The organism is Achromobacter spanius, assembly GCF_003994415.1.
In the GTDB taxonomy this organism is placed as follows: domain Bacteria; phylum Pseudomonadota; class Gammaproteobacteria; order Burkholderiales; family Burkholderiaceae_B; genus Achromobacter; species Achromobacter spanius_C.
Genome location: NZ_CP034689.1, coordinates 4,398,710 through 4,425,573, shown reverse-complemented (window position 1 = coordinate 4,425,573; position 26,864 = coordinate 4,398,710). Strand labels below are relative to the sequence as shown.

Annotated in this window: 22 protein-coding genes; 15 read left to right on the top strand and 7 right to left on the bottom strand. The window is 64.6% G+C overall.

Annotated features, from left to right (window positions below; all coding sequences use genetic code 11):
• Positions 1 to 28 precede the first annotated feature (28 nt).
• Positions 29 to 847: an NAD-dependent protein deacetylase gene (locus ELS24_RS20140; protein ID WP_127185161.1), complete on the top strand. Its 819-nt coding sequence runs from the start codon at positions 29 to 31 to the stop codon at positions 845 to 847.
• A gap of 138 nt (positions 848 to 985) precedes the next feature.
• Here ELS24_RS20140 and ELS24_RS20135 read toward each other — a convergent pair whose 3' ends face one another.
• The 3 genes from ELS24_RS20135 to ELS24_RS20125 all read right to left on the bottom strand — a co-directional run bounded on the left by ELS24_RS20135 (position 986) and on the right by ELS24_RS20125 (position 4,908).
• Complete coding sequence (locus tag ELS24_RS20135; RefSeq protein ID WP_127185160.1) at positions 986 to 1,840, bottom strand: inositol monophosphatase family protein; 855 nt, start codon at positions 1,838 to 1,840, stop codon at positions 986 to 988.
• 209 nt (positions 1,841 to 2,049) lie between these two features.
• Positions 2,050 to 3,519 carry an NAD-dependent succinate-semialdehyde dehydrogenase gene (locus ELS24_RS20130; protein WP_050449991.1) on the bottom strand — a complete coding sequence of 490 codons (1,470 nt, stop codon included), beginning with the start codon at positions 3,517 to 3,519 and terminating at the stop codon, positions 2,050 to 2,052.
• 126 nt (positions 3,520 to 3,645) lie between these two features.
• Positions 3,646 to 4,908: a 4-aminobutyrate--2-oxoglutarate transaminase gene (locus tag ELS24_RS20125; protein WP_127185159.1), complete on the bottom strand. Its 1,263-nt coding sequence runs from the start codon at positions 4,906 to 4,908 to the stop codon at positions 3,646 to 3,648.
• 96 nt (positions 4,909 to 5,004) lie between these two features.
• Between ELS24_RS20125 and ELS24_RS20120 the strand changes: the two genes are divergently transcribed.
• Positions 5,005 to 6,498, top strand: coding sequence for a PLP-dependent aminotransferase family protein (locus ELS24_RS20120; RefSeq protein WP_428839652.1), 1,494 nt, complete (start codon positions 5,005 to 5,007; stop codon positions 6,496 to 6,498).
• A 57-nt stretch (positions 6,499 to 6,555) separates the two neighbouring features.
• Here ELS24_RS20120 and ELS24_RS20115 read toward each other — a convergent pair whose 3' ends face one another.
• Entirely contained in the window at positions 6,556 to 7,452 is an 897-nt protein-coding gene (locus tag ELS24_RS20115; RefSeq protein ID WP_127185158.1) for a DUF72 domain-containing protein, read from the bottom strand.
• Between the two features lie 92 nt (positions 7,453 to 7,544).
• Here ELS24_RS20115 and ELS24_RS20110 point away from each other — a divergent pair, with 92 nt between their 5' ends.
• The 7 genes from ELS24_RS20110 (at position 7,545) to ELS24_RS20080 (ending at position 18,217) form a co-directional block, all read left to right on the top strand.
• The gene (locus ELS24_RS20110) at positions 7,545 to 9,662 is read left to right on the top strand and encodes an ATP-dependent helicase (protein WP_050450002.1); all 2,118 of its coding nucleotides are present in this window, start codon (positions 7,545 to 7,547) and stop codon (positions 9,660 to 9,662) included.
• A gap of 64 nt (positions 9,663 to 9,726) precedes the next feature.
• Positions 9,727 to 10,779 (top strand): magnesium and cobalt transport protein CorA, encoded by a 1,053-nt coding sequence (locus ELS24_RS20105; RefSeq protein WP_127185157.1) that lies wholly within the window; start codon positions 9,727 to 9,729, stop codon positions 10,777 to 10,779.
• 181 nt (positions 10,780 to 10,960) lie between these two features.
• On the top strand, positions 10,961 to 11,647 hold the full coding sequence (locus ELS24_RS20100) for a thermonuclease family protein (protein WP_127185156.1): 687 nt from the start codon (positions 10,961 to 10,963) through the stop codon (positions 11,645 to 11,647).
• 123 nt (positions 11,648 to 11,770) lie between these two features.
• Entirely contained in the window at positions 11,771 to 14,005 is a 2,235-nt protein-coding gene (locus ELS24_RS20095) for an ABC transporter substrate-binding protein (RefSeq protein ID WP_127185155.1), read from the top strand.
• A complete protein-coding gene (locus ELS24_RS20090; RefSeq protein WP_050449985.1) occupies positions 14,002 to 14,979 on the top strand; it encodes an ABC transporter permease in 978 nt (325 codons plus the stop codon). The genes ELS24_RS20095 and ELS24_RS20090 overlap by 4 nt, the downstream gene beginning before the upstream one ends.
• Before the next feature lie 5 nt (positions 14,980 to 14,984).
• Positions 14,985 to 16,493 (top strand): ABC transporter permease, encoded by a 1,509-nt coding sequence (locus tag ELS24_RS20085; RefSeq protein WP_127185154.1) that lies wholly within the window; start codon positions 14,985 to 14,987, stop codon positions 16,491 to 16,493.
• A gap of 8 nt (positions 16,494 to 16,501) precedes the next feature.
• Complete coding sequence (locus ELS24_RS20080) at positions 16,502 to 18,217, top strand: ABC transporter ATP-binding protein (protein ID WP_127185153.1); 1,716 nt, start codon at positions 16,502 to 16,504, stop codon at positions 18,215 to 18,217.
• A gap of 116 nt (positions 18,218 to 18,333) precedes the next feature.
• On the opposite strand, the gene ELS24_RS20075 is transcribed toward ELS24_RS20080, so the two are convergent.
• The 3 genes from ELS24_RS20075 to ELS24_RS20065 form a co-directional block, all read right to left on the bottom strand.
• On the bottom strand, positions 18,334 to 18,882 hold the full coding sequence (locus ELS24_RS20075) for a MarR family winged helix-turn-helix transcriptional regulator (RefSeq protein ID WP_050449982.1): 549 nt from the start codon (positions 18,880 to 18,882) through the stop codon (positions 18,334 to 18,336).
• A gap of 27 nt (positions 18,883 to 18,909) precedes the next feature.
• Entirely contained in the window at positions 18,910 to 20,547 is a 1,638-nt protein-coding gene (locus tag ELS24_RS20070; RefSeq protein WP_127185152.1) for a collagen-like triple helix repeat-containing protein, read from the bottom strand.
• A 385-nt stretch (positions 20,548 to 20,932) separates the two neighbouring features.
• Positions 20,933 to 22,642 carry a ShlB/FhaC/HecB family hemolysin secretion/activation protein gene (locus tag ELS24_RS20065; protein ID WP_050450323.1) on the bottom strand — a complete coding sequence of 570 codons (1,710 nt, stop codon included), beginning with the start codon at positions 22,640 to 22,642 and terminating at the stop codon, positions 20,933 to 20,935.
• A 488-nt stretch (positions 22,643 to 23,130) separates the two neighbouring features.
• Here ELS24_RS20065 and ELS24_RS20060 point away from each other — a divergent pair, with 488 nt between their 5' ends.
• The 6 genes from ELS24_RS20060 (at position 23,131) to cpaB (ending at position 26,806) form a co-directional block, all read left to right on the top strand.
• Entirely contained in the window at positions 23,131 to 23,961 is an 831-nt protein-coding gene (locus ELS24_RS20060) for an MHYT domain-containing protein (protein WP_050450324.1), read from the top strand.
• A gap of 116 nt (positions 23,962 to 24,077) precedes the next feature.
• Entirely contained in the window at positions 24,078 to 24,266 is a 189-nt protein-coding gene (locus tag ELS24_RS20055; RefSeq protein ID WP_127185151.1) for a Flp family type IVb pilin, read from the top strand.
• A gap of 144 nt (positions 24,267 to 24,410) precedes the next feature.
• Positions 24,411 to 24,932 carry a prepilin peptidase gene (locus tag ELS24_RS20050; protein WP_230694937.1) on the top strand — a complete coding sequence of 174 codons (522 nt, stop codon included), beginning with the start codon at positions 24,411 to 24,413 and terminating at the stop codon, positions 24,930 to 24,932.
• The gene (locus tag ELS24_RS20045) at positions 24,902 to 25,339 is read left to right on the top strand and encodes a TadE/TadG family type IV pilus assembly protein (protein ID WP_370641248.1); all 438 of its coding nucleotides are present in this window, start codon (positions 24,902 to 24,904) and stop codon (positions 25,337 to 25,339) included. Before ELS24_RS20050 ends, ELS24_RS20045 begins: the two co-directional genes overlap by 31 nt.
• A 1-nt stretch (position 25,340) precedes the next feature.
• A complete protein-coding gene (locus ELS24_RS20040) occupies positions 25,341 to 25,853 on the top strand; it encodes a TadE/TadG family type IV pilus assembly protein (RefSeq protein WP_050450329.1) in 513 nt (170 codons plus the stop codon).
• The gene (gene cpaB, locus ELS24_RS20035) at positions 25,850 to 26,806 is read left to right on the top strand and encodes a Flp pilus assembly protein CpaB (RefSeq protein WP_127185149.1); all 957 of its coding nucleotides are present in this window, start codon (positions 25,850 to 25,852) and stop codon (positions 26,804 to 26,806) included. The genes ELS24_RS20040 and cpaB overlap by 4 nt, the downstream gene beginning before the upstream one ends.
• The last annotated feature ends 58 nt before the right edge of the window (positions 26,807 to 26,864 follow it).

Genomic DNA, 26,864 nt, shown 5'->3' with positions numbered 1-26,864 from the left:
CCAAGGGCAGCCAGGGATAGGAGCCAGGATGGACACGCAAGTCTCGGATCTGGCCGCGTTGCGCGGCTTTGTCGACCGCCACCCGCGGCTGTTCGTGTTGACGGGGGCGGGCGTCAGCACCGATTCCGGCATCCCCGACTATCGCGACACCGAAGGCGAATGGAAACGTTCGCCGCCCATGACCCTGCAAACCTTCATGGGTACGGAGCTGGCGCGCGCCCGCTACTGGGCCCGCAGCATGGTGGGCTGGCGCCGCTTTGGCCAGGTCAAGCCCAACGATTCGCACCGGGCACTGGCCCGGCTGGAATCGCGCGGCCGCCTCAGCGTGCTGGTGACGCAGAACGTAGACGGCCTGCATGCCGCCGCCGGCAGCCGCGATGTGGTGGACCTGCACGGCCGGCTGGACGAAGTGCGCTGCATGCAATGTGACTGGCGCGGCGACCGCCACGACTGGCAAGACCGGCTGCACCACAACAACCCTGCGTGGGCCCTGCTGGACGCCACCGATGCGCCGGACGGCGACGCCGACCTGGACGGCCAGGATTTCTCGCAATTCACCGTGCCGCCGTGCCCGCGCTGCGGCGGCATCGTCAAACCCGATGTGGTCTTCTTTGGCGAAACGGTCCCGCGTGATCGCGTCGACCGCGCCAACGCCGGCCTGATGAACGCCGACGCCGTGCTGGTGGTGGGTTCGTCGCTGATGGTGTATTCGGGCTACCGCTTCGTGACGGCGGCCTCGCGCAACGGCATGCCCATCGCCGCCATCAACCTGGGCCGCACGCGGGCCGACAGCCTGTTGACCCTGAAGGTGGAACAGCCTTGCGCCCTGGCCTTGGACGCGCTATAAGCCCGCTTTTCAACGGCCGGTTTTTGACCGGTTTAAGCAAGTGCTTGCCCTGTCAGGGATTTTTCGCGCTGTTACAGACCTTTCCATAGGGTTGTCCACAGGAACTGTGGATAATTCCCTAGGGAATACCCGGGTTTTTCAGCCCTCCGATCCTTCCAGCCCTTCGCCCAACAATGCCTTGCGCGCGGCATGCCAACTGCCCGCATCCGGCGCATACAACAACCCGCCCGTGCGGTGCGTGGGCTTGTAGGGCGAGCCATCAAAGCGCGCTGCGTAGCCGCCCGCTTCGCGGTGCAGCAGCCAGCCGGCGGCGTGGTCCCAGGCGGTCAGTTGGTTGTACAGCGCAATGTGGCAATGGCCCGCCGCCAGCATGCGGTATTCGTGCGCGGCGCAGCGTAGTGACGCGGTGCTGGCCAGGCGCGACAGGTGGCTGTTGACGGTGGTGCGTGCCGGCTCGGGCAGGGCGCCCGTGGAAATGAAGCCGTCCATGTCTTCCAGCGGCGCGGGGGCGGCCACGGTCAGCGGCACGCGCTGGCCGTTCTCGTATTCCATCCAGGCGCCTTCGCCGCGCAAAGCCAGCGCGCTGTCGCGGCTGACGGGGTCGTAGATCACGCCGGCGATCACGTCGCCACGGTGACAGGCCGCGATCATCATGCCGAACAAGGGCAGGCCCGCCACGTAGTTGCGGGTGCCGTCGATGGGGTCGATCAGAAACGCCAGGTCGGCGTCGACCAGCATGTTCAGCAGCGCGGGGTTGCGCGTGGATGCTTCTTCGCCGATGAGGACGGCGCCCGGATGCAGCTTGGCCAGGCGCGCGGCGATCATGCGTTCGGCCGCTTCATCTGCGTCGGTGACCAGATCACGCGGCGAGCTCTTGGCTCGCACCGCGCCTTCAGGCAGGCTGCGAAAGCGCGGCATGACCTCGGCCAGGGCCGTTTCGGCCAGCACGGCGGCCAGCTTGCGGGTGTCCTCAAAGGAGAAGGGTTTGCTCATACGGATCCATCCAGGGAACGCGCAAATCTATCACGCCTGAGCGGCATTTGATCGCGATTCGCAAGTGACTGGATTGAAAGGACTTTTTTGCGCTGTGCAGGACTTATCTGCCGGCTTGTCCACAGTTGTTGGGGATAAGCGGCGTTGAACACCGCCGTTGAACACCGCTTATCCCAGGTGCGCGGCGAGCGCCGCGCACCGCTTCGGGCTTAGGCGCCCAGGTCCACGCACAGATACTTGATTTCGAGGTATTCCTCGATGCCGTACTTCGAGCCTTCACGGCCCAGGCCCGACTGTTTGACGCCGCCAAACGGGCCGACTTCGTTGGAGATCAGGCCGGTGTTGATGCCGACAATGCCGTACTCCAGTGCTTCGGACACGCGCCAGATGCGGGCGTAGTCGCGGGTGAAGAAGTAGGCGGCCAGGCCGAAGATGGTGTCGTTGGCCATGCCGATGACTTCGTCTTCCGTTTCAAAGCGGAACAGCGGGGCCACCGGGCCGAAGGTTTCTTCGGTGGCAAAGCGCATCGACTGCGTCACGTCGCGCACCACGGTCGGTTCAAAGAACGTGCCGCCCAGCGCATGCGGCTTGCCGCCGGCAATGACCTTGGCGCCATGCGAGGTGGCGTCGGCAATGTGCTCCTGCACCTTTTCAATGGCGTTCTTGTCGATCAGCGGACCTTGCGTCACGCCGTCGGCAAAGCCGTCGCCCACCTTCATGGCTTCGACCTTGGCCACCAGGCGCTTGGCGATTTCCTCGTACACGCCGGCTTGCACGTAGATGCGGTTGGCGCACACGCAGGTCTGGCCGGCGTTGCGGTACTTGGAGGCCAGGATGCCGTCAACGGCGCGGTCCAGGTCGGCGTCGTCGAACACGATGAACGGCGCGTTGCCGCCCAATTCCAGCGACAGCTTCTTGATGGTGGGGGCGCATTGCTCCATCAGCGTGCGGCCCACTTCGGTGGAACCGGTGAAGCTCAGCTTGCGCACCACGTCGCTTTCGCACAGGGCGGCGCCGATATCGCGCGAGCTGCCCGTGATGACGTGGAACACGCCCGCGGGCACGCCGGCTTCTTCAGCCAGCACAGCCAGCGCCAGCGCGGTCAGCGGGGTTTGTTGAGCGGGCTTGACCACCATGGTGCAGCCGGCGGCGAGTGCCGGGCCAACCTTGCGGGTGATCATCGCGGCCGGGAAGTTCCACGGCGTGATGGCGGCGGTAACGCCGATGGGCTGTTTCAACGCCAGGAGGCGCTGACCGGCCTTGGGGCTTTGCAGCACGTCGCCGTCGATGCGCTTGGCTTCTTCGGCAAACCATTCCAGGAACGAGGCTGCGTAGGCGATTTCGCCCGCGGCTTCGGTGACCGGCTTGCCCTGTTCAGACGTCATGATGGCGGCCAGGTCTTGCTGGTTCTGCATCATCAGTTGCGACCACTTCAGCAGGATCGCGGCGCGTTCCTTGCCGGTCTTGGCGCTCCAGGCGGGCAACGCGGCCTGCGCGCTGGCGATGGCGTCTTCGGTTTCCTTGCGGCCCAGCTTGGGCACGGACACGATGGTCTTGCCGGTGGAGGGGTTGTCCACCGGGATCGACGCGCCGTTGCCGGCGCCAACCCACTTGCCGTCGATGTAGCAGGCGTCGCGCAGCAGATCAGGGCGCGACAGGGGGTGAGTCAATGCGGTCATTATTGAAGTCTCCTTGATTGGGATTCAGCGGGGCCAACAAGCACTAGCGGGCGCGGCGGAAAGATCCGCGACGCCCGCAATTACCGTGCCTGTGGTCCCCTGAAAAAAGGGTTCAGGCCGTGAACCTTACGCTGCCAGTGCGTCGGACAGAATCGCCAGCGCGCGGTCGAACTGCGCGTCGGGGATGGTCAGCGGGTACAGGAAACGCAGCACGTTGCCATACACGCCGCAGCTCAACAGGATAAGCCCTTGTTCCAGCGCGCGCGCTTGCACGCGCTTGACGGCTTCGGCGTCCGGCTTGCCGCTGGCGTCGTTCAGTTCCAGCGCCACCATCGAACCCAGGCCGCGCACATCGGCAATGCCCGGCACCTTGGCGCGCAGGCCTTCCAGGTGGGCGCGCAGCTTCTCGCCCAGCACGTTGGCGCGGTCGCACAGCTTTTCTTCGGCAATCACGTCCAGCACGGCGTGGGCCGCGGCAACGGCCAGCGGGTTGCCGGCGTAGGTGCCGCCCAGGCCGCCAGCGGCCGGGCCGTCCATGACGTCGGCACGGCCGACCACGCCCGAGATCGGGAAGCCGCCGCCCAGGCTCTTGGCCATGGTGATCAGGTCGGCCTGCACCGAGTGGTGTTCCATGGCGTACAGCTTGCCGGTACGGCCAAAGCCCGTTTGCACTTCGTCGGCGATCAGCAGGATGCCATGCTCGTCGCAGATCTTGCGCAGCGCGCTCATCAGTTCGGGCGGGGTGATGTTGAAACCGCCTTCGCCTTGCACTGGTTCAATGATGATGGCGGCGACACGCTTGGGGTCGATGTCGCACTTGAACAGCAGGTCCAGCGCCTTGAGCGAATCGGCCACGCTGATGGATTGGGTGCCGTTGGGGAACGGCACGTGATAGATGTCGCCGGGCATCGGGCCGAACGACAGCTTGTACGGGGCGACCTTGCCGGTCAGCGCCATGCCCAGCATGGTGCGGCCGTGGAACGAACCCGAAAATGCGATGACGCCCGAACGGCCGGTGGCCGAGCGCGCGATCTTGATGGCGTTTTCAACGGCTTCGACGCCGGTGGTGAAAAAGGCGGTTTTCTTCAGGCCGTCGATGGGGGCCAGGCGGTTGATGCGTTCGGCCAGCGAGATGTAGCTTTCGTACGGAACGATCTGGTAGGCCGTGTGCGTGAAGTTGTCCAACTGCGCAGCGACGGCGGCCTTGACCTTGGGGTGCAGGTGGCCCGTGTTCAACACGGCGATGCCGCCCGCGAAATCGATGTATTCCTTGCCGTTGGCGTCCCACAGGGTGGCGTTCTCGGCGCGCACCGCGTAGAAGTCGCACATGACGCCAACACCGCGCGGGGTGGCCAGGGAACGGCGGGTATTCAGGTCTTGATTCTTCATCTCAGCCTCGATGAACAGGGTGGGCGGGAAAAACCTTATTTAATGCTACGATGGCCCCATTTGTGGGAACCACTTTTATAAAACAGGTAGAACCAATTGCGGTCCATTGTAGGTGACTTGCTGCTGCTGCGCCTGGCCGACGGATCCAGCGAGCCGATGAACAAGCGGCTGTACCGGGGCATACGCGAAGCGATCCTGGATGGCGCCATCGCGGCGGACTCGCGTTTGCCCGCTTCGCGCGACCTGGCTACCGAGCTCGGCATCGCCCGCAATACCGTGGTTCACGTCTATAGCCAACTGCTGGCCGAAGGCTACACGCGCAGCCGGCAGGGCAACGGCACCTTCGTCAACGCTTCGGTGCCCGACTCCTATCTGGCCAGCGGCCGCCGCTTGCGCCATCAGGGCCAGACCCAGGCGGGCGCCGCGCTGTCGGCGCGCGGCGCGGCCATCGTGGACGGCGTGTCGGCCTCGCCCTATCAATGGGGCGCCTTCATGCCCGGCGTGCCCGACCTGACGGAATTCCCGCACAAGAAGTTTGGCCGCATATTCAGCAGCCTGTGGCGCAACCCGTCGCCCGATCTGCTGACCTACGCCTACGGCGGTGGCCTGCCGGCGCTGCGTGAAGCGCTGGCCCAGCATCTGGCGCTGACGCGGTCCATCGATTGCGACCCCGACCAGATCATCATCACCGAAGGTTCGCACCAGGCCATCGACCTGACCACCCGCATCCTGGGCGAAGCGGGCGAAACGGCCTGGGTCGAAGACCCGGGCTACTGGGGCGCCCGCACCATCTTGCAAGCCAACGGCCTGCACACGGTGCACCTGCCGGTGGACGAAGAGGGCATGCGCCTGCCCGAACCAGGCGGCACGCCGCCCCGTTTCATTTTCGTTACGCCCTCGCACCAGTATCCGCTGGGGCCGGTGATGTCCCTGGCGCGCCGCCGCCAATTGCTGGCGGTGGCGCGGCAAAGCGGCAGCTGGATCATCGAAGACGATTACGACAGCGAATTCCGATTCTCGGGCCGGCCCATTGCATCGCTGCTGGGGCTGGAGCCCGACGCGCCGGTCATCTACATGGGCACGTTCAGCAAGACGCTGTACCCGGGCCTGCGCGTGGGCTATCTGGTCTTGCCCAAGCCCTTGACCGCCGCATTCCAGGCGGCGCATGCCGAGCTCTACCGTGAAGGCCACCTGATGACGCATGCGGCGCTGGCCACGTTCATCTCGGAAGGGCACTACGCCGCGCACATCCGCCGCATGCGCATGCTGTATGGCAGGCGCCGCGCCATGCTGGTCAACCTGATCGAACGCCGCCTGGGCCCCAACTGGCTGCATCGCGACGCCAGCATGGCGGGCCTGCATCTGGTGCTGACCTTGCCCCCGGACATGGACGACCTGCGCGTGGTGGACGTGGCGCGCGGCAAGGGCGTGCTGACGCGCGCGCTGTCGCGCTATTACGTCAACGCCGAGGGGCGGCGGCCGGGGCTGCTGTTGGGCTACGCCTGTGTGCCCGAGAACGACATCGCGCGCAAGTTTGAAGTGCTGCTGGAAAGCCTGGCCGAAGTGGCGCGCAAGCCTGTCGCCGCCTGACGCGCCGGGTCAGGCAGGCCTATCAGAAAGGCCATCAGGCAGGCGGTCGGTTGGCAATCAGAAAGGCAATAGCGCGGCGGCAAACGCGGCGGCGTTGCGCATGCCCTGGTCTTCAAAGTTGGTATTGAACACCGCATGCGCCTGAGCGCTTTGCGCGGCCAGGCGCGTGTAGCGTTCGGCCAGTTCCGCCAGTTCCTGTTCCGTGTATTCGTATTGAAAACGGCTGGACGAAGCGGGGCCGGACGCATTCCACGCAGCCGCATTGCGCCCATGCAGGCGCAGCAGCGTCAGGTCGGGATGCGTGCTTTCCCACACCGCGGGCACCGTGTTGTCGAAGCCCTGCGGCGCATCGACCACGGTATGCACCACGCCCAGATCGCGTTCAAACGCCAGCGTGTCCGCGATGGCCGCCGGGCTGTCGAACCAACTGCGATGGCGGAATTCCACGGATATCAGGTGCTCTTGCATGCGCTGCGCGCAGTCCGCCACATGCGCGCGGCCTCGGGCGTCACGGCGGATCCACGGGGGGAACTGAAAATGCACCGCGCCCAGCTTGCCCGGCATGCGCAGCGGTTCCAGCGCCAGTTGATATCGGCGCCAGAGTTCGTCGCGCAGGTCTTCGGGCATGTGGTGGTGGTAGATCATGGGTTCCGGCCAGTCTTCCAGCTCGCGCGCAATGTCTTTGGGCAGCGCGGCAAGCGGCGTCTGGTGGCCGGTGAACAGGCGGAACGCCTTGATGTTGAACACGAAACTGTCGGGCGTGCGCTGCGCCCAAAGATAAGCATTGTTGGCCGAGGGCAGGGCGTAGTAGCTGGAATCGATTTCCGCCATGGAAAATCGGGTGGCGTAGAAGCGCAGCCGCGCCTCGGCGCCACGCACGTCAGGCGGGTAAAAGCGCCCGCAGGCGAGCAGGGTAGGGTCGGTCCAGGAGGCGGTGCCGGTCAGGATACGCATGGCGAAAGGTCGACGGATGAGGCGGGGGGCGTGGCGGCTACGCTGCTATGATAGCTGGATAAATAGCCAGTCATTTGGCCTACTTTGCCGTCATGTCCGACCACAATCCCCCTTTGAATTCCCGCCCCGACCCCCTAGCCGACCTGAACCCCGCCCAACGTGAAGCCGCCGAATTCGGCGTCAGCGCGCCTGGGGGCGGGGCGGCGGCGGGCGACGACGGCCCCTTGCTGGTGATCGCCGGGGCGGGCTCGGGCAAGACCAACACGCTGGCGCACCGCGTTGCCCACCTGATCCTGAACGGCGCCGACCCGCAGCGCATGCTGCTGCTGACGTTTTCGCGCCGCGCGGCCCAGGAAATGGATCGTCGCGTGGGCAGCGTGCTGCAACGGGTCATGAACCTGCGCGGCTCGCAGCAGGCGCCGTCGCTGCCGTGGGCGGGCACCTTCCACGCCATCGGCGCGCGGCTGCTGCGTGATTGCGCGCTGCGCATCGGGCTGTCGGAAGCCTTCACCATCCACGACCGGGGCGACGCCGAAGACTTGATGGGCATGGTCCGCCACGAACAGGGCCTGTCGTCGACCAAGTCGCGCTTTCCCCTGAAGGGCACTTGCCTGGCCATCTATTCGCGCGTGGTCAACAGCCAGAGCCCGGTGGCCGATGTGCTGAAGACCTCGTTCCCCTGGTGCGCGCAATGGGAAGACGAACTGAAGACGCTGTTTCGCGGCTATGTGGCGGCCAAGCAGGACCAGCAGGTGCTGGACTACGACGACCTGCTGCTGTACTGGGCCGAAATGATGTCTGACCCCGGCATCGCGGCGGATGTCGGCGCGCGCTTCGACCATGTGCTGGTGGACGAATACCAGGACACCAACCGCCTGCAATCCGCCATTCTTCTGGCCATGAAGCCCGACGGGCGCGGCCTGACGGTGGTGGGCGACGATGCGCAATCCATTTATTCGTTTCGCGCGGCCACCGTGCGCAACATCCTGGATTTTCCAACGCAGTTTCCCAAGCCCGCCCGCGTCATCACGCTGGACCGCAACTACCGTTCGACCCAGCCCATCCTGAATGCTTCCAATGCGGTGATCGGGCTGGCCACGGAACGCTTCGCCAAAGACCTCTGGACCGACCGTGCGTCGTCGCAATTGCCGGAACTGGTCACCGTCAGCGACGAAGCCGGGCAGGCGCGCTGGGTGGCCGACCAGGTGCTGGCGCAGCGCGAAGGCGGCGCCACGCTGAAGTCGCAAGCCGCGCTGTTCCGCACGGCCAGCCACAGCGCCGCACTGGAATTGGAACTGACCCGGCGCAACATTCCCTTCGTGAAATTCGGCGGCCTGCGCTTTCTGGAAGCCGCGCACGTGAAGGATTTGTTGTCGCTGTTGCGCTGGGCCGAGAACCCGCGCGGCCGCATGGCGGGCTTTCGCGTGGCGCAGTTGATGCCCGGCATAGGCCCGGCCACCGCCGGCAAGCTGATGGACGCCATGTCCGCCAGCGCCGAACCGTTGCGCGCGCTGCGTGAATTCAAACCGGGCGCGGCGGCGCAGCAAGAGTGGGGCGCGTTCGCCGATACCTATGCGGCGCTGTGCGACCCCGGCCTGCGCTGGCCCGCCGACGTGGACCTGGCCTTGCGCTGGTACGCAGGCCAGCTTGAACGCCTGTATGACGACGCCCGCGTGCGCAAGACCGACCTGGACCAGTTGGTGCGGCTGGCGGCGGGCTACCCCTCGCGCGAACGCTTCCTGACCGAACTCACGCTGGACCCGCCCGACGCCACCAGCGACGAATCCGGCGCGCCCTCGCGCGACGAGGACTACATGATTCTGTCCACCATCCACTCGGCCAAGGGCCAGGAATGGAAGGCGGTCTATGTGCTGAACGTGGTTGACGGCTGCATCCCTTCCGACATGAGCACCGGCACCGCCGAAGAGATCGAGGAAGAACGCCGCCTGCTGTATGTGGCCATGACGCGCGCCAAGGAACGCCTGCAATTGATCGTGCCGCAGCGCTTCTACGTGCATCAGCAAACCGGCATGGGCGACCGCCACGTTTACGGTTCGCGCACGCGCTACATCACCAATGCCATGCTGCCGCTGTTCGACCACCTGCCCAAGCCGCCCGCGCTGGCCGACCTGCCTGGCGGCGGCGCGGCCAAGGAACCGCAGGCCCCCACCATTGACGTGACCAAGCGGGTGCGCAGCCTGTTCTCATAGCCTGGGCTATCATCGCCCGATGCCATGAGTTGTTCGGCACGGATCGCATTGCCAGAGGGTGTCCATGTCCGCTGAAGAGAATTTTGCCGACCTCCACAAGGGCGAGGTGGTTGCGTCGATTGCCTATGTGAACGGCCGCCGCGACCGCGAAGTGCCCATCGACGAGGTGGGCCAGTACATCGCCCAATTCAGTAGCCAAAGCGACCAGCAAAGCGACAGCAAAACGCCGGCTCAACTGCCCGGCATGCTGTGGATCGGCCTGCGCAACCCTACGCCCGAACTGCTGGCCCGCGTCGCCGGAGAACTGGGCGCCTGCGACAAGAACCAGGAAGAGATGCTGGAACCGCATCGGCGGCCCAAGATCATCGACTACGGCAACATGGTGCTTATCGTGACCATCACGGTCGAGGTCGAAGCTGAACGCCCGGTCTTTGGAGAAACCCAATTACTGATCGGCGACGGCTTCCTGGTCACGGTGCGGCGCGGCGCCACGGCGGCACACAGCCCGCTGCGCGAACGGCTGGAAGCCTCGCCCGACCTGCTCAAGCGCGGCAGCGACTACGTGGCTTCCGAAGTGCTGGACTGGCTGGTTGACCGCTACGTGGCGGCGGCCGGCAAGATCGAAACCGTGGTGGAAGGCGCTGAACAAAAGCTGCTGATCCGTGGCGCCAAGGATTCCGACATCCGCCGCCTGTACCGCCAGCGCCGCGACCTGCTGCGCATTCACACCGTGGTGTCGCCCATGGCCGAAATCTGCCGACGCCTGGCGCGGGTGGAAATGTCCGCCGTGGATGAACACGCCCGACCGTACTTCGGCGAGGTCGCCGACCGGGTGTTGCGGGTGGATGAACTTTTCAATGCGCTGCGCGAATCGCTGGCCTTCGCGTTCGAAGCCAGCCTGATGATCGGCCAGGCCGCGCAGAACGACACCACGCGCAAGCTGGCGTCCTGGGCCGCCATCCTGGCGGTGCCCACCGCTATCGCAGGTATTTACGGCATGAACTTCGAATTCATGCCCGAGCTGAAATCACCCTGGGGCTATCCCGTGACGCTGGGCGTCATTGCGTCGATCTGCTCGCTTCTTTACTGGCGCTTCCGGAAATCGGGCTGGCTGTAGGGCGGCAGGCCATGGCCGGCTTGCAATAAAGGGCAGGCCAACGCGGATGGGCGTAGCGGGCTGGCAATAGCGGGCTTGCAATAGCGGGCTGGTGCCGGCGTGCTTTTTCGCCCACGGTTTTTTGCAAATACGCGCCCGGCCTGTGGCACACTTGCCGCGTTTCTCATCTGGAGCCCGGCCGGTGCGTGGCAAACCCCCATTTCGCGGCGGCGGCAAGCTGACCGCCCTGATCGTCGCCCTGATCCTTGCGGCGGCGGGCGCCATCGTCAATTGGCTGCAGCCCTCGGGGCGCGGCGATTCCCCTCCGGCCTCGCGCCAACCCCAATCCCAAAGCACACCCGCGCAGCCGTCCGCGCCTTCCTCGCGGCCTGGCGCCGCGCTGTCGGGCGGCATACCGGCGGGCAGCTACACGCTGACCGGCGCGATCGTCAACGTGGCTGACGGCGACACCGTCACGCTGCGCGCCAGCGGCGGCCAGCGCCGCATCCGCATGGACAGCATTGATGCGCCCGAAGAGGGCCACGGCGCCGACCAGCCCGGCCAACCCTATGCCGAAGCCTCGCGCAAGCATCTGGCCGACCTGGTGGCGGGCAAGACCCTGACCGCCCAGTGCTACGAACAAGACCAATACGGCCGCGACGTATGCGCGCTGATCCTGGAAGACGGGCGCTCTGCCAACCGCTTGCAGGTGGAAGCGGGCTACGCCTGGGCCTACACCGCCAGAAAGGGCGCATACCTGCGCGACAAGGCCCTGCCTGGCCTGCAACGCCAGGCCAAAGACGCCAAGCGCGGCCTGTGGGCGCAGCCCGCCGCCATGCAGCCCTGGAAGTGGCGCTATGACTGCTGGCGTCAGCGCCAGTGCGGCTGATGCGGGCCAGCGGGCGTCTGGCGCCCTCGACGGCGCCCCGCTACCCGCTAGGGGGATGCCAGGGTACTGGCCCCGTCCGGCGTTTGCTATTCTCTGTCGCAACGATTTGAAGGGAAGGTTTCCATGCTTGCTATGAAGCGGCTCGGGGCAACAGCCATGCTGATGTTGCTGGCGCTGGCGGGCTGCTCGAAAGAAGGGCCCATCAACAGCCCGTATCCGTCCGGCGCCGAAAGTCAGAACACGTTCTACTCTGCGTTCGTTCAGCGTTCGCCCAAGTACCTGGACCCGGCAAGCTCTTATTCCGGCGACGAAACGCCCTATACGTACAACATCTACGAGCCCTTGTACGGCTATCACTATCTGAAGCGGCCCTATGAACTGGTGCCGCGCGCCGCGCAGTCCATCGATCCGCCGCAGTATCTGGACGCCCAGGGCCAGCCGCTGCCAGCCGATGCGCCGGGCGAAACCATCGCCGAAAGCGTTTACGACATCAAGATCCGGCCGGGCGTGCGCTACCAGCCGCACCCGGCCTTTGCCCGCAACGCGGATGGCAGCTACGACTACTACCCGCTTGCCGACGGCGAACTCAAGGACAAGTACTACATTCCCGACTTTCCGCGCACCGGCACGCGCGAGCTGACGGCGGACGACTACGTCTATGCCTTTCGCCGCCTGGCCAGCCCGCGCGTCGTGTCGCCCATCTATTCGGTAATGGCCGACCACGTGGTGGGCATGCAGGAATATGGCGACCGGCTGCGCCAACGCGACCAGGCCGCGCGCCGCGATCTTCCCGGCGGGGGCGCCGCCACGTGGCTGGACCTGCGCGAGGCCGACGGCTTTACCGGCGTGCAGGCGCTGGATCCGCACACGCTGCGCATCCGCGTCAAAGGCAAGTATCCGCAGTTCAAATACTGGCTGGCCATGACGTTCACGGCGCCCATTCCCTGGGAGGCCGACCGCTTCTACAACCAGCCCGGCATGGCCGAGCACGACCTGTCCTTGAACACCTGGCCGGTCGGCACGGGCCCTTACATGATGGCGGAATCATTGCAGAACCGCCGCCACGTGCTGGTGCGCAACCCCAACTACCACGGCGAAGCCTACCCCTGCGAGGGCGAGCCCGGCGACAAGGAAGCCGGCCTGTTGGCCGACTGCGGCAAGCCCACGCCCTTCATCGACCGCGCGGTGTTCAGCCTGGAAAAAGAGGCCATCCCGCTGATCGGAAAATTCATGCAGGGCTACTACGACGTGCCGCAGATCGAACGCGGCGAATACGGCGTGGCCATGCTGGTGGCCGCGGGCGACAGCCAGGACAAGGCCAAGCAGTACCGCGAGCACGGCATCCGCCTGCCCACCACGGTGGAAACCGCCAACTGGTACATGGGCTTCAACTGGCTGGACCCGGTGGTGGGCAAGGGCGACACGCCCGAGCAGGCGGAAAAGAACCGCAAGCTGCGCCAGGCCATCAGCATCGTGTTCGATTGGGAAGAATTCGTCACCGTGTTCGAAAACGACCAGGCCTCGGTGGCGCAAGGCCCGGTGCCGCCGGGTGTGCTGGGTTACCGCGAGCCGCCCGAAGGGGTGAACCCGGTTGTCTACAACCTGGTGGACGGCAAGCCGGTGCGCAAATCCGTGGACGTGGCCAAGCGCCTGCTGGCCGAAGCGGGCTACCCGAACGGACGCAGCGCCGAGACCGGCGCGCCGCTGGTGCTGTATTACGACGCCATGCAAGGCGGCGGCTCGAACCCGCGCTTTGACTGGATGCGCCGGCAAATGGCCAAGATCGGCGTGCAACTGGACGTGCGATCCACCGACTACAACCGCTTCCAGGACAAGATGAAGCGCGGCGCGGCGCAGATTTTCCTGTGGGGCTGGAACGCCGATTATCCCGATGCCGAAAACTTCCTGTTCCTGCTTTACGGCCCCAACGCCAAGGCCCGCGGGGGCGGTGAGAACGCGGCCAACTACGACAGCCCCGAATTCAACAAGCTTTTCGAACAGATGAAATTCCTGGACGATGGCCCCGAGAAAGAACAACTGATCGCCAAGATGGTGGCGGTGGTGCAGCGCGACGCGCCCTGGATGTTCGGCTATTTTCCGATGTCGGGCGGCGCCTACCAGCAGTGGGTCGGCAACGCCAAGCCTACGCAGATGGTGCGCAACACGCTTCAGTACATGAAGATCGATCCGCAACTCCGGCAGCAGAAGATCAACGAATGGAACGTCCCAAGGTGGTGGCCGATCGGTCTGTTCGTGCTGCTGCTGGCGCTGGCAATCTGGCCGTCCTACGTCGCGCTCAAGCGCCGTGAGCGCCAGACCGCCTTCGGCCCGGTCGGGCGCAAGGAGCATCAATCATGATCGGCTACGTCATCCGCCGGCTGCTGTATGGCGTGCTGATCCTGATCGGCGTGAACCTGTTAACGTTCATCCTGTTCTTCGCGGTCAACACGCCCGACGACATGGCGCGCCTGGCCATCGGCGGGCAGCGCGCCAGCCAGGACGCGGTGGAAAAATGGAAGGTCGAGCGCGGCTACGACAAGCCCTTGTTCTTCAATGCTCAGGCGCAAGGCGTGGCGCAACTGACCGACACCATCTTCTATCAGCGCTCGGTGCCACTGTTGGTCATGGATTTTGGCGCGTCGGATAGCGGGCGCGACATCGGCCGCGAGATTCAGACGCGGATGGGCCCCAGCCTGGCGCTGGCCGTGCCCACCTTCGTGCTGGGGCTGTTCGTCAGTATTGTGTTTTCGCTGACGCTGGTGTATTTCCGCGCCACGCGGTTGGACTTCTGGGGCGTGGTGGTGTGCGTGCTGCTGCTGTCGATTTCCAGCCTGTTCTACATCATCGCGGGCCAGTGGGTGTTCGCCAAGCTGTTGCGGCTGGTGCCGTTTTCGGGGTTTTCGGGCGGGCTGGACGTGGTCAAGTTCCTGGCGCTGCCGGTGCTGATCGCCATCATTTCCCGCCTGGGTCCCGAAGCGCGTTTCTACCGCACGCTGTTCCTGGAAGAAATCGGCAAGGACTACGTGCGCACCGCGCGCGCCAAGGGCCTGGCCGAGCGCGTGGTGCTGTTTCGCCATGTGCTGCGCAACGCCATGCTGCCCATCCTGACCAGCACCGTCGCCGCCTTGCCCTTGCTCTTCATGGGCAGCCTGATCGCCGAATCGTTCTTCGGCATTCCCGGGCTGGGCAGTTACACCATCGACGCCATCAACGCGCAAGACTTTTCCGTGGTGCGCGCCATGGTGTTCCTGGGCGCGGCGCTGTACATCGTGGGGCTGATCCTGGCCGACATTTCCTACACGCTGGCTGACCCCCGCGTTCGATTCGAGTAGCCGCCATGCCCAAGATCGTCTTCCTGTGGACCGACATTGCGCTGTGGCTGATGGTGCTGAGCGCGCTGGCCTACCTGTGGCATGTGCGCCGTAGCCCGAACCTGCGCGCGACCTGGGGGCGCGTGGCGCGCGACACGCCCGCCATGTGCTCGGCCGTCATCCTGGCCGCGTTTACCGTGGTGGGCTTGCTGGACTCGGTGCATTACCGACCGCAATTGCCGCCCGCGCCAGGGGCCGCCGCCAATGCCGCGCCTATTTATGCGCCAGTCGTGAAGTCCGTGCTGGACGGCCTGTTGGCCGGCACGGTGCTGACGCAACCGGAAAGAAACTATTCGCAGCCCTTGGCCACGAAGCTGTTCCTGAAGGAAACCATGTTGGTGGATGACAAGCCGGTGCGCGATTTTCCGCGCCTGCGCGGCGCCGCCACGCATCTGACGGATCCCGATACGCAACACGTGGGCGATGTCTTGAAACGCCTGGGCTGGGGCGTGGCGGGTGGCCTGGGCGTGGCGCTGTTGGCGGCGGCCGTGTTCTACGCCTGCCTGGCGCGCCGCCTGGGGTCGGCGTCGCATGCGGGGCAGGTATTGCTGCGCGGCGAATCGGATGTGCCCTGGCGGGCCATGGCCATCACTTTCGCCCTGTTGTGCATGACAGTCGGCGCGCTGGCGGGCCTGTCCACCGGCTACCACGCGCTGGGCACCGACCGCATCGGCAACGACGTCTTGTGGCAAGCGCTGAAAAGCATCCGCACGGCGCTTGTCATCGGCAGCCTGACCACCATCGCCATGTTGCCGCCGGCCATTATTTTTGGCATTGCCGCCGGCTACTTCAAAGGCAAGGTCGACGACGCCATCCAATACCTTTACACCACCATCACGTCGATTCCTGGTGTGCTGCTGGTGGCGGCCTGCGCGCTGATGATGCAGGTGTACATCGACAACCATGCCGACCTGTTCGACACCTCGGTTGCGCGTGCGGACCTGCGGCTGTTCCTGCTCTGCATGATTCTTGGGCTGACCGGCTGGGCGGGCCTGTGCCGCCTGCTGCGCGCCGAAACCTTGAAACTGCGCGAACTTGAATACGTGCAGGCGGCGCGCGCGTTCGGCGTGTCGCACTGGCGTATCATGGCGCGGCACCTGTTGCCCAATGTGGCGCACCTGGTGCTGATCACGGTGGTGCTGGAATTCTCGGGCCTCGTGCTCTATGAAGCCGTGCTGTCCTACCTGGGCATCGGGGTGGACCCCAGCATGAATTCCTTTGGCTCGATGATCGACGGGGCGCGCCTGGAAATGTCTCGCGATCCCATGATCTGGTGGAGCCTGATGACCGCGTTTCTCTTCATGCTGGCGCTGGTGCTGGCGGCCAACCTGTTTGCCGACGCCGTGCGCGATGCCTTCGATCCGCGCACCCGCCGCTACAAGCCCAGCCGCATGGCGCGTCTGGGCAGCGTGTTCGGCCGCGGCCAAGGCTTGGCCGCCGAAGCGCGTCCCAGCAAATCGGGAGAGACGCCATGAATACTGGGATGAGCAAAAGCCCGAGCCAAAACCCGCCCTTGCTGGCGGTGCGCGGCCTGGAAGTGGACATTGCGGGCGAGGCCGGCATGACGCATGCCGTCAAGCGGCTGGAGTTGGCCATTTCGCGGCGCGAGACTTTTGCGCTGGTCGGCGAATCGGGCTGCGGAAAAAGCATTACGGCGCTGGCCTTGTTGCGCTTGCTGCCAGACGCGGGCCGTATCGTGGGCGGGCAGATCGACCTGGACGGACAAGACCTGAACAAGCTGCCCGAAAGCGCCATGCGCGGTGTGCGCGGCGGCCGTATCGGCATCATCTTCCAGGAACCGTCCACCAGCTTGAACCCCGTCATGCGCGTGGGTGACCAGATCATCGAAACCCTGACGGCGCATACGCCCTTGCGCGGCGCGGCGGCGCGCGCGCGGGCCATTGATTGGCTGCGCCGAGTGGGCATTCCCGAGCCCGAGCGGCGCGTGGACGACTACCCATTCCAGTTTTCGGGCGGACAGAAGCAGCGTGTCATGATCGCCATTGCGCTGGCGGCGGAACCGCTGCTGCTGATCGCCGACGAACCGACCACGGCGCTGGACGTCACGGTGCAAGCGCAGGTGCTGGACCTGCTGGCCGACATCCAGCGTGAAATGGGCATGGCGGTGCTGCTGATCACCCATGATCTGGCGGTGGTGAAGAACGTGGCGCATCACGTGGCGCTGATGCGCGGCGGCGAGATCGTTGAAAGCGCCAGTGCCGATGAATTTTTCCGCGCGCCCAAGCATCCCTATGCGCGGCAACTGTTCGAAGCCATTCCCACCTTTGGCAAGCGTGGCGCGCCGCTGACGGCGCAGGCGCGCGAGGCCATCGCGCAAGACGGTGGCAAGCGCGCTACGCCGCGCGCCGCGCTTGGCGCGGGCGGCCTGGTGCTGGATGTGCAGGACCTGAAGGTGCATTACCCGGTGCGCAAAGGGCCCTTGCGGCGCACCGTGTCCTGGGTCAAAGCCGTGGACGGCGTGACGTTTACCCTGCGCGCGGGCGAAACGCTGGCCCTGCTGGGCGAGTCCGGCTGCGGCAAGACCACTACGGGCAAGGCGCTGCTGCGGCTGATCGACGGTGCCCGCATCTCGGGCCGCGCCATGCTGCAAGGCAAGGACTTGCTGGCGGCCGACCGCCGCACGCTGCGCGATCTGCGGCAAGACATCCAGATTGTGTTTCAAGACCCCTATGCCTCGCTCGACCCGCGCATGCGCGTGGGCGACATCCTGGATGAAGGCCTGGCGTCGTTGCGGCGGGGCATGAGCCAGCAAGCACGCGCCGCGCACGCCGCGCAACTGATTGAGCGCGTGGGCTTGCCAGCCAACACGCTGACGCGCTATCCCCATGAATTCTCGGGCGGCCAGCGCCAGCGCATCGCCATTGCGCGCGCGTTGGCCGTTGAACCCAAGGTCCTGATCTGCGACGAACCCACGTCCGCCCTGGACGTGTCGGTGCAGGCGCAGATCCTGGATCTGCTGCGCGAGCTTCAGAGCGAACTGGGCATTGCGTATCTGTTCATCACGCACAACTTCGGCGTGGTCGAATACCTGGCGGATCGCATCGCCGTCATGGATGGCGGGCGCATCGTTGAACTGGGCGATGCCGATACCGTTCTGCACGCGCCGCGCCAGGAATTGACGCGCCGGCTACTGGCGGCGGTGCCGCGTCTGGAGTTCGGTACGTCAAGCGTGGACTGAACCGCCGCTCAACGGCGTGCGAATCAGGCAGCTTGTGCTTCCATGAAAAGAATGCGCCCTGATTCCTTGAAATCAGGGCGCGTGGCGAACTGGCGTCGCGGCTGACGCCAGCCGGCTTACTGCTCGTCGCGATGCGCGCTGGGCGTTTCCAGCCACACCAGCGTGTCGTGCCGCAAGGCGCGCACGCATTGCGCCAGGAAGGCATGCACGCTTTCCAGCTCGGCCGTGTCGTAGCGCCGCGCCATCAGCGTCACCGCGTCCGCCACCCATTGGCGCTCCTGCGCCAACTGCTGGCACTGTTCCTCTACCGGCCGGATCACGATCATCCTGCGGTCCAGCGGATGGCGGCCGCGCTGCACGTAGCCCGCCGCCTCCAGCCGGTTGATCAAGGCGGTGGCGCCGCCCGAGCTGATGCCCATCAGTTGGGCAAGCTGCCCGGTGGGCAAGGCGTCGAATTCCATCACCAGTTCCAGCGCTTTCAGATCAGCCAGGGCAATACCCAGCTTTTCCGCCAGGGCCGACTGGCACGCGGCGTTGTACACCGAAATCTGCCGGCCCAGCATCAGGGCGATATCGTCAAGCATGCCTGGTCGCAGGTCACTCGTGCGGGATTCAGGCATCACGGTCACATGCTCATGGTGAAGGATCGTTTGTTGTTGCAGCATGATGTCGCTCCGTAACGGATAGATCGTTTACTTCTGCGCCGACAAGCCGCCGAGCAGGCCGCCCAGCAAGCCGCCGTTAGTGGTGCCGCCCGCCGTCGTACCGCCCGTCAAGCCGCTTGTGACCCCGCCCAGCAACCCTCCCAGCAAGCCGCCATTGGCAGCCGTGCCCGCGCCACCGGCGCCCGCATTGGCGCCCGTGCCGGTCGTGGCGCCTGTGGTCACACCGCCAACCACTCCACCCAGCACGCCGCCCAGCAAACCGCCACCGACACCACCCGCGCCACCCGCGGTGCTTCCGCCGATGCCGCCTGTCACGCCGCTCAGCAGACCGCCCAGCAGGCCGCTATTGGCGCCACCGGCTGCGCCACCCGTTGCGCCACCCACTGCGCCCGTCACGCCGCCAAGCAGGCCGGTCACCGGCGCCAGCAGGCCACCCACACCGCCCGCGGCCGGGGTGCCTCCGATGCCGCCGACGCCACCCAGGATGCCGGTGATGGGGCTGAGCAAGCCGCCCGTGCCGCCGCCGGTCAGACCACCCGTGGCGCCACCCAGGCCCAGGCCGCTGGTCAACGAGGCGACCGCGCCGGTGGCGTTGGTCAGCGTGGCACCCAGCGGATTCGTATTGCCCGGCGTGGCGTTCAGCAGGCCGCCAGCGCTTGCGACCGCGCCGCCCAGGCCTTGCAGAACTCCGTTCATGCCTGCCGTGTTGCCAGGCAGCGTGCCGCCGGCGCCGGCCACCGTGCCGCCCAGGCTGGAGAGCAGCCCGGCCACCGGTGCGCCCAGATTGGTGGTTGCGCCCACTTGTTGCGTCAGGTTCGTGACCACGCCGGCGACCGGCGCCACGTTGACGTCCAGCGCCGCGCCGACGCCGCCCAAGGCCGGTTGCAGGCCCAGCGGCAGCACGTTGTCCACGGCTTTGCCGGTATTGGACAACGCGGGTTGCAGTAGGGGGCTGCCCGTGCCATCCAACACGCCGCCCGTGACACCGCCCAGTGCTTGGGTGACGGGGTTCAGCAAGCCGCCCTGGTCCGACAGGCCAGCGGTCAGCGCGCCCACGGCGTTCGTGGCGTTGCCCAGCACGGTCGTCAAAGGCATGGGGTTGGCGGGATCCGCATTCAGCAGATCTCCCGCGCTGGACACGGTCTTGCCCAGGCCGTCCACCAAGCCGCCTGCGCCTGTGCCCAGGCCACCCGGCAGGCCGGCGCTCTTCAGGGTCGTGCCCAGGTCGCTGACCAAGCCGCCTGCTTGCGTGGTGATGCCATCCACGGGGGCGGCCAGGCCGGTCGTGGCGCCGATTTGCTGCGTCAGGCCGACCACGGTATTGGCCACGGGCGCTATGGTGGGATCCAGCGCCTTGCCCACGCCGCCCAGCGTCTCGCCCAAATTCAGGGGCAGGGTATTGTCGACGGCGTTGCCGGTGTTGCCCAGGGTGGTTTGCAGCAAGCCGGCGGTGACGGGATTGACCGGGTTGTTGGGATCGGTACCGCCGGGGTTGGTGGGGTCCGTGCCGCCGGGGTTGGTCGGAACATCCGTGCCAGGCAGGCCGGCGGACCGGTTGCTGCCACCACCACCGCCGCAAGCAGACAATGCGCCAGCCAAGGCAGCTGCCATGACGGTGGCGGTCAGAATACGTTGAATGCGGTTTGCTTCAATCTTCGATTGCATGACGAGCTCCTCGGGTTGGATGGTCAAGGCAAAGAAACTGCCCGATACGCCACTACATGCATAAACCGTGCCAATATTTTTCAATGCCTGTGAAAATGCATTGGGGTGGAATTTTCAAACAAAAAAATCCTTTGTTTATCAATGCCTTGAGTGGCCTATAAAGGGTTTTTACTAATTCTTGAAAATCGCAATGTTGCGACGACGAGAAGCCTGCGAATGTTACGAATGGTCGGTTATCCGCCGTTACGTTACGGGCGACGTTACGTAACGTCGTGTATGAAACGTCGCCTGTATAAGCGTTGTCGGCGCGGGCAGTGCGGCCATGAAAAAGCGCCTGTCGTAACAGGCGCTTCAGGAAACAAGCGGGGGGTGGGCGTGGCGGCCGTCAGAACGCGTCGTAAAACAAGGAGTAGTTCGCGTTGAAGCGCACGTCGTGGTCGTTGTTGATCGTGGCGGACCCGATGGGCTTGGCCACGTTGAAGTCAAACAGATAGTATTTATCGTCCGTGAAGCGCAAACCCAAGGCCACCGATGACAGATGGCGCTGGTTCAACGCCTGCAGGTCTTTGTTGTTGTACCAGGTGCGCGCATAGTCGATCAGCGCATACGGCTGCACACTGGACAGGTATTCCCAGCCGGTTCCGAAGCGGCGGTTGACTTCAGCCGACACACCCACGCCTTTGTCGCCGCTTTGCTCGCCCTGGGGGTATCCCATCGCATAGCGCCAACTACCGAACGAGACCTGCTCCGAGGACGGCAGTATATTGCTCGAATATTGAGCCGCGCCCGAGAGTATCAGGCCAAACTGGGCGGGTAGTGCAAACGTTTGTTTGGCGTTCAGGTTATAGCGGGTGAAATCCAGATCCAGAATAGGGGTCGCCGAATAACCATAATTGGTCGATATGTCTTTTTTGGCGCCGGCAGTGTCAAACCCCTTGGATATGCCGCCGCTGACGTCGGTGGTGCGGCTTTCGGAAATCTGAATATATCGTAGTTCGACATTAGCGGCGCGCACACGCGCGTCTTGCTGCAGCCAGCGGTCGGAATTACGCGCTTCATAGCGGTCTTTGGAATTGGCCGCGTACATCCCCACCGTGCCGGTGAGCGAACGCGTGTTGTTCAGCAAAATCGGATAGCTGACGCCGATGCCGATACGGTCGTTCTTGACGCGCCGTTCAAAACCCAGATATTCGATTGCGTCATCCTTGGGTTTGGCGTCGTAGTGATAGCCATCCACCTTGACCGCCAAACCGTCGGGGCCGATGGGCACGCTGATTTCGCCCATGACGTATTTCACGTCGTCGGTATTGAACGGCACCGCAGCGGTGAGTTTGACCTGTTCGCCCAGCGGCGTGAGGCTGTTGGCGCCCATATTGACCAAGGGTTGCATGCCGGTACCCAGGTCGGCTATCCCGCCCGTCAAACTGAACGGGTGCCGGGTGGCGGTCAATACCAGTTCAGTGGCGCCGTCCGCGCGGCGCGGCAAATCCAGGCTGGGGGTGAATTTCACGCCGGGCACCGTGCGCATCAAATTCAACTGGCGCTCAAGCGTGGCCTGTTTGAGCGGACGCTCTTGCGTTAGCGGGCCGGCCAGGGTGTCCAAACGCCCCTGCGCGTTGCCGATATCGCCTTCAATCCGCACGTTGGCAATAAAGCCTTCGACCACGGTCACCACGACCAGGCCATTGGCAAACGTCTGATTCTGTACCAGCGCGAAAGACAGCGGATAACCCTTGTCGCGGTATAGCTGTGTGATCTTGTCGACTTGCTGAACCAGCTCGCCCAAGCTGATTTCCTTGCCCGACAGCGGGCTGAGTATCGCGGAAACCTCGTCGAAGGGAATGGCGTGAACGCCGCTGACGTCGAAGTTCAAGGGGACGATGCGTTGCGCCAGCCTGGCCTGCAACGCCAACTGCTCGGGCGTGGTGGTTTGCACGACGGGAGGCGGTTGCGTGGCGCCGGGCGGTCTTTCAAGCTGCGGCAGGGCGTCAACAGGGTTGCCTCGGAGCGGGCCATCCGCCCGCGCCTGTGCGCCAAGGGCAAAGATACAAACAAGGGCGAGGGTAAGCGAACTTGCCGGGTACGTACGTCTCATTGCCTATATGTCTCGGTTTGCGCCGCCGCCGTCCCGATGAATATTCGATATTGCCAATATATTGAATAATTAAAGGGACATAACATGGGTAAGGGGCTTTCAGTGCGCCGCGGATAGTATGCAGTCAGCGGCGAGTAATAATAACAATTTATTTCATTGTGACCGGACGGGCACGGCAGCATTACAACATATGGAAATTCTCAGGAACGAAAATGTTCACGATTTATAAGGGTTAACTAGGGCATTTTCATCAAATAAGTTCGAATTTTGGTATATCTGTTACATGTCTGTGCCCGCATTATCGTGAATATAGGTAATAACCCTGATGTGTATTAAATGTTAATAGATAAGACTATATAAACGTATCAAAAACATATCGGTTATGAGCCACCGGGAGTTCCCAAAATGGGCGCGCATCACCCCAGTAATGCACGGCGCGATCAACCGATCCCGCTCCTTGGATGCCGGCGTTTTCATCGGAGCCGTTCATGAACCCGGGCGATATCGTTCCGCTTTCATTCAATGGTGGTCTGGTTGCCTTGTCTTTTCTCACGGCGGTGCTGGGTTCATACGTCGCCTTGCTGGCGGCGGCGGGCATACGCACTGAAACTCAGGACGGTGACATCCGTATCGGTTACATCATCATCGGCGCCGTGGCGATGGGCGGCGTCGGTATCTGGAGCATGCACTTCATTGGCATGCAGGCTCAAAACCTGCCATTCGACGTGGGTTATCAGCTTGGCCTGACCACACTGAGCTTCGTCGTGGCGGCCGGTTTTTCCGGTTGGGCGTTCTGGTATGTCGGCCGCGCCAACTTCACGTTCGGCCGTTGCGTGATGGGCGGTTTGGCCGCTGGCTTAGGGGTGGCCGCCATGCATTATCTGGGTATGGGCGCCATGCGCATGCCGGCCGTGTTGCTGTGGAATTTGCCGATTGTCGTTTTATCGGTGCTTATCGCCGTAATTGCCGCGTCAGCCGCACTGTGGCTGGCATTCAATACTCAGAACGAGTTTCAGCGCGGCGGCGCGGCCATTTTGATGGCGGTGGCCGTGTGCGGCATGCATTACACCGGCGCGGCGGCCGGCACCGTTATCTGCACAGCCCCTCGCGACAGTTCCAGCCTGCAAATCGGTGGGGTCATGTTGCCGTATATCGCTTTCGTGCTGTCCGCGCTCATGTTGCTGATCATGCGTTGGCAATTGCAGCGGGCATCAAACCGTTTCCGTGCGCGCATGGCGCAGCGGATCGACTCTTTCATTGAATCGGCGCCTGTGGCTGAACCAGGCAAGGCGCCCGGCTCCACGCTGGGGCCGGGTTAGCAGGGCCCGGTCTGCGAACGAATGCAGGGCATTCGCAAAGCAGAAATACCGGGAATAGGGGGTCGTAGCCGCATCGCGGATCGGCTCAATTATCAAGCGAGTGTCAGGAGTTCGAAATGAAAGCGAAACTTGCGCAGTTCTGGAACGACGAAGACGGCATCACCGCCCTGGAATACGGGCTGATCGCGGGTCTGGTGGCAGTGGCCCTGATCGCTGCCGTGGGCACTTTCACTGATGCCCTCGGCAATATGTTCACGGGGCTCGGCGGCAAGCTCGATACGGCTGGCGGCACTGCCGGCGGTTAATCGCGCCTTGGTGTGCCACGCGTACCGTGCCGGCTCAATGTGGCGAGCCATCGCGGTACGCGCGCTGTATCAGTGGCTTGACCGGGCATGTCCGTCTGGACGAACGCGCCTGCCGTTGAATCTGATTGATAAGAAGGTCCCGCCTTGTATCCAGGGGAAGTGCTGTGGCTGCTGGTGTTCGCATGCTGGAATGGGGTGCTGATCTACAACGATCTTCGCTATCGCCGCGTACCCAACACGTTGATCGTGGCGGGCTTCGCGGCTCAGCTGCTATGGCTGGCCGCCGCCGCGTTCGTGCCCGGATGGATGTTTCCCCCGCGTTGGACGGGTTGGCTGATGACCGTGGCGGGGTTTCTAGCCGCCTTTCTGTTGCTGCCGCTGTGGGGCCGGCGCCTGATGAGCGCGGGCGACATCAAGGCCGTCGCCGTTCTGGGCCTGTGGCTGGGCCTGGCGCCGTTGGTGCTGGTGCTGTTGTTGTCGAACCTGCTGGCGGGCCTGCACAGCCTCGGGGTCTTGGTCGTGTCGCGCTATTGGGCGCTGTCGCAACGTTGGCGCCAGGTTCCCTATGCAATGTATCTGGGCATCGCCGCGCTCAGCGTGGTGCTTATGCCCTTGAGTTCGCCCTGGTATTCGTGGTGTTCTTCCTGGTGTTCTACGGCATCCTGACCTACGGGCTGGTGTTTCTTGCTCAGAATTCAGTGACGTTGGCGGCGCAGGATGGCGCGCGCAAGGTTCTGCAATGGCAAGCCGGCACGGCTTCGCTGGCGGCGCGGGCCAACGCCGGACGCGACACGGCGCTGGATATCGCGCAATGGATGTCGTCTATGTCGTCCGCGCCCATCAAAGTGGCGGTGTGCGGCAGCGGGGGCGCCTTGAGCAGCAGCGCTGGCGGCACCTGCAGCGGCCAGCCCCTGGCGCCCGACCAGATTGAAGTGACGGTGTCCTACGCCTATGGCGCGAACCCCTTGATTCCGTCGTTCCCGCTGTTGCAGTTGGCCATGATGCCGGCTTCCAGCGTGTTGAGCGCGCGCGCCACGGTCCACCTGGGCAACACTCTGGGCGTAGGGGGCTGACATGAGCCTGCCCAAGCCCGCCCGCCGTGCTCCTCGCCATCCACGACGCTTTTGCGCGCCATTGATCCGTCAACGCGGCATTGCCGCGCTTGAGCTGTCGTTGACCTTGACCATGCTGCTGATCTTCATCTGCGCGGTGGTCGGCTACGGTGTGCTGTTCTGGATGCAGCAACAACTGGCGGCCGCCGCCGGCGAAGGCGCGCGCGCCGCCGTACACGCCCAGATCACGGGCAGCCCGAACGTGCAGGGCGATGCCTGCACCGCTGCCATGAGCGTCTTTTCCTCGGGTTCGGCCGTGGCCTGCGCGACCACCAGTGCCCCGTGCACATGGACCGGATCCGGTGGCCAAGTCGCCAACTGCGCCACCGTCGCCATGACCTACAACACGCAATCCTGGCCCTTGCTGGCCACCTTGCAGTCGTTCATCGTCCTGTTGCCCGGCACCAACAAGGACTGGGTTCCAAGCAGGTTGTCGTCGAAAGCCATCGTACAGATATCGCAAGGGACACCATGAGCAGTCTTAGCAAGATCATCGCGGGCGTGTTGTTGGTGGCGGGTCTGGTGCTGGCCTTCCTGGCTTGGCGCCTGGCGTCCCAACCCAGCGCACCGCCAGCCAGCCCGGTTCCGGTGGCCACGGCGCCCGCGCCGGTCGCGCCGCCCGTCAAGTTTTATCCCGTGGTGGTGGCCAAAGAGGCCATTCCCGCCGGCACCCGCATAGACGCCGAAAAAATGCTGACGTTGGCGCAATGGCAGGTGGCGTTGTCCAACAGCTTCGACACCCTGGCGCCCTTGGAAGGCTCGGTGACGCGCGTGGACGTTGCGCCGGGTGACCCCATCGTGCCCAGCCTTTTGGCGCAAGGCCTGGCCAGGCAGCTCAAGCCCGGCGAGCGCGCCGTGGCGATCGCGGTTGACGAAGTAATCGGTGGCGGCAACCGCATCGCGCCCGGCGACATGGTGGACGTGTTCTTCATGGTGGAAAAGAACCAGGAAATTTCGGGAGGCCAGGCCCGGCTGCTTCAGGCGCAATTGCGCGTGCTGGCCTACGGCAAGGCCTCGGTGGATGGCCCGGAAGAAAAGTCGGTGCTGCAACAAGGCCCCAGCCAGCCGGCGCGCACCGCGGTGCTGGCGGTGCCCGTCGAACACATCAACGAGCTGATCCTGGCCAGCCGCGCCGGCCGCCTGCAATTGGCTTTGCGCCCGGTGGGCGACGACGCGGTGCCCGACGAGACGCTGTTCGCCAAGCGCGGCACGGTGTTGGCGACCCGCGCCGACCTGACCCCGGCGCAGCGCGAGGCCTTGCAGGACGGTCCCAATCGTGCGTACGCGGGCGACAGCCTGCTGCAGCTTGAAGGCACCACGCCCGCGGCCCAAGCCCCCGTCAACCGCGTGGCGGCGACAGGCGGCAAAGGCGGCGGCAGAACCATCGAAATCCTGCGGGGAGATAAATCCGAGCGCGTTCGCTATTGACCATCGCTGCGCGTGGCCAGGTGCCGCCCGCGGCTGGACCTTTCAAAATAACTAGATC

Bases quoted from the DNA above. Each gene is read 5' to 3' on its own strand.
- ELS24_RS20125 (WP_127185159.1), bottom strand. From the start codon at position 4,908: ATGAAGAATCAAGACCTGAATACCCGCCGTTCCCTGGCCACCCCGCGC.
- ELS24_RS20140 (WP_127185161.1), top strand. From the start codon at position 29: ATGGACACGCAAGTCTCGGATCTGGCCGCGTTGCGCGGCTTTGTCGAC.
- ELS24_RS20080 (WP_127185153.1), top strand. From the start codon at position 16,502: ATGAGCAAAAGCCCGAGCCAAAACCCGCCCTTGCTGGCGGTGCGCGGC.
- ELS24_RS20055 (WP_127185151.1), top strand. From the start codon at position 24,078: ATGAAAGCGAAACTTGCGCAGTTCTGGAACGACGAAGACGGCATCACC.
- ELS24_RS20070 (WP_127185152.1), bottom strand. From the start codon at position 20,547: ATGCAATCGAAGATTGAAGCAAACCGCATTCAACGTATTCTGACCGCC.
- cpaB (WP_127185149.1), top strand. From the start codon at position 25,850: ATGAGCAGTCTTAGCAAGATCATCGCGGGCGTGTTGTTGGTGGCGGGT.
- ELS24_RS20090 (WP_050449985.1), top strand. From the start codon at position 14,002: ATGATCGGCTACGTCATCCGCCGGCTGCTGTATGGCGTGCTGATCCTG.
- ELS24_RS20085 (WP_127185154.1), top strand. From the start codon at position 14,985: ATGCCCAAGATCGTCTTCCTGTGGACCGACATTGCGCTGTGGCTGATG.
- ELS24_RS20115 (WP_127185158.1), bottom strand. From the start codon at position 7,452: ATGCGTATCCTGACCGGCACCGCCTCCTGGACCGACCCTACCCTGCTC.
- ELS24_RS20105 (WP_127185157.1), top strand. From the start codon at position 9,727: ATGTCCGCTGAAGAGAATTTTGCCGACCTCCACAAGGGCGAGGTGGTT.
- ELS24_RS20130 (WP_050449991.1), bottom strand. From the start codon at position 3,519: ATGACCGCATTGACTCACCCCCTGTCGCGCCCTGATCTGCTGCGCGAC.
- ELS24_RS20060 (WP_050450324.1), top strand. From the start codon at position 23,131: ATGAACCCGGGCGATATCGTTCCGCTTTCATTCAATGGTGGTCTGGTT.
- ELS24_RS20075 (WP_050449982.1), bottom strand. From the start codon at position 18,882: ATGCTGCAACAACAAACGATCCTTCACCATGAGCATGTGACCGTGATG.
- ELS24_RS20095 (WP_127185155.1), top strand. From the start codon at position 11,771: ATGCTTGCTATGAAGCGGCTCGGGGCAACAGCCATGCTGATGTTGCTG.
- ELS24_RS20040 (WP_050450329.1), top strand. From the start codon at position 25,341: ATGAGCCTGCCCAAGCCCGCCCGCCGTGCTCCTCGCCATCCACGACGC.
- ELS24_RS20065 (WP_050450323.1), bottom strand. From the start codon at position 22,642: ATGAGACGTACGTACCCGGCAAGTTCGCTTACCCTCGCCCTTGTTTGT.
- ELS24_RS20135 (WP_127185160.1), bottom strand. From the start codon at position 1,840: ATGAGCAAACCCTTCTCCTTTGAGGACACCCGCAAGCTGGCCGCCGTG.
- ELS24_RS20110 (WP_050450002.1), top strand. From the start codon at position 7,545: ATGTCCGACCACAATCCCCCTTTGAATTCCCGCCCCGACCCCCTAGCC.